Raw genomic sequence first — 2,036 nt, forward strand, 5'->3', positions numbered from 1 at the left:
CTCCGGCGGCTACTACCCCAGCAGCTACGACGGCGCCTTCCGAGACCACGGCCCCGTCTGAAGCTCCTGCGCCAAAGCCGACAGAGAGCCAGACTGCGGCCCCTACAAAGGCCCCGGAGACGGAAGCTTCGACTACGGCGGCTTCACCGGAGAGCGGAGAGAAGGGACCTGGAGTACCAACTGGGAGTTCAGGGAATAAAGAGATTGGACCGGGCGTCTCATGACGCCTGGCGAAAGATACGACAAAGGGATTTATGCTGTGAAAACTGTCAGAGCATGAAGAAAGGACCTGTCAAAATTTGTCTCAAATTGAGGCAGATTCCGGCAGGTCCTTTCTTATGTTATCGATCGGTTCACATCATCAACAATAAAACCATTTCGATACATGTGATCACAGTCTTGGGCGTAAGTATCCTGGAGTATAAAAAAGGTCTTTGGGTCAGCCTTGAAGGCCCTGTCTCTAATGAAAACATGCAGCCTGTCTCTGGCATATCCAGCCGTTAAAACCTCAAACGTTTTGGGGTCGGCATATTTAATTGTATGCTCGCGAAAATAGACATGTTTGTCATCCATTGCGTACCCCCATTTGAGTACGGTAAAGAACAAGGGGGTATGACAGGCTTTCAGGCGCACAGCGTATGTAGTGTCAGTTGATCCCGTAAAATAATACACAAACTCACTATCTCTGCCATAACTGGCTGGAAAGACTTCGCCTTCCGGAATACCTCCGGCGTCCAGAACCTCAAAAGACTCCGGATGGGCGATTCTCCCATTTCCATAAGGGGTATATATAACTTGATGATTTCCCACATAAATAGAATTATATTTATGAAAATCTTCTGGACTGATCCCTTGCAGCAGCTTTCCTCTGCGGTAAACGTGTTTGCAATCTTTAATAAAATCGTGGTTTACAATCTCCATTGTATCAATATCAATGTTTTGGACTAGATGAAATATATTTTCGTACGATTGCTGCTTCGGCATATAGGCGACTTCACCATCACATTCCCGATAGCCCGACGGGTCTCCATTGCCATCTTTGAGAACACGAGCAAATCCCATTATTTCCTCCTAAGACGTATCCACTTTGGTGTTTTGATAAAGTATAGCACAAAACAGTACATAAATCTATTCGTTATGCAAGGTATTATGGCTGAATGTGCAGGACTGCCATCCAATGGCGGAAAACAAAGTAAGGACAAGCAAAAAGGCGCCCTGCTGAATTTGTCGTTCAGCAGGGCGCCTTTTTGTATATGCCTTTGCGATTATTCTCTTGAATACCGGGCGGACATAAATAGTATTATTCCATTGTCAAGATGCAAAGCGGCAGGTAAAAACTGCATTCATGCGGGGCGCGCCGTCTCCGGCATTATTCCCACTCAATCGTAGCCGTAGGCTTCGGGCTCAGATCATAGCACACACGGTTTACATTCTTCACTTCTTTTAAGATCCTGTCTGTAATCTTTAACAGCACGGCGTAGTCGATCTGCTCAATCGATGCGCTCATGGCGTCGATGGTGTTGACGGCGCGGAGGATGACCGGATAATCGAAGCATCTGGCGTTGTCGCGGACGCCGACGGATTTGAAATCAGGCACGACGGTGAAATACTGCCATACGGTCTTGTCCAGTCCGGCATTGGCAAATTCTTCGCGCAGGATGGCGTCGGATTCGCGGACTGCTTCCAGACGTTCTTTTGTGATGGCTCCGAGACAGCGCACGCCCAGACCAGGACCCGGGAACGGCTGGCGGTATACCATCTCTGCTGGAAGTCCCAGTTCTACGCCGCAGGCGCGGACCTCATCCTTGAACAGCTGACGCAGCGGTTCTACCAGCTGGAACTGTAAATCTTCCGGGAGACCGCCTACGTTGTGATGGGATTTGACCATCTTCGCCGTCTTGGTTCCGCTCTCCACGATATCGGGATAGATCGTTCCCTGTGCCAGGAATTCGATTCCCTCCAGTTTTCTGGCTTCTTCCTCGAAAACGCGGATAAATTCCGCACCGATAATCTTTCTTTTCTGCTCCGGATCAGCA

1 protein-coding gene and 2 pseudogenes are annotated in these 2,036 nt (G+C 49.0%); 1 reads left to right on the forward strand and 2 read right to left on the reverse strand.

The window, feature by feature from the left end:
- Nucleotides 1-224, forward strand: a pseudogene (locus tag ACLTD4_RS33930) (hypothetical protein); the annotation flags it as partial.
- A gap of 112 nt (nucleotides 225-336) precedes the next feature.
- Here the strand turns inward: ACLTD4_RS33930 and ACLTD4_RS33935 are convergent.
- Nucleotides 337-1,062 (reverse strand): DKNYY domain-containing protein, encoded by a 726-nt coding sequence (locus ACLTD4_RS33935; protein ID WP_055653792.1) that lies wholly within the window; start codon nucleotides 1,060-1,062, stop codon nucleotides 337-339.
- A gap of 307 nt (nucleotides 1,063-1,369) precedes the next feature.
- A pseudogene (locus ACLTD4_RS33940) lies at nucleotides 1,370-2,036 on the reverse strand (glutamine-hydrolyzing GMP synthase); the annotation flags it as partial.

It is taken from the genome of Hungatella sp. (assembly GCF_046966825.1).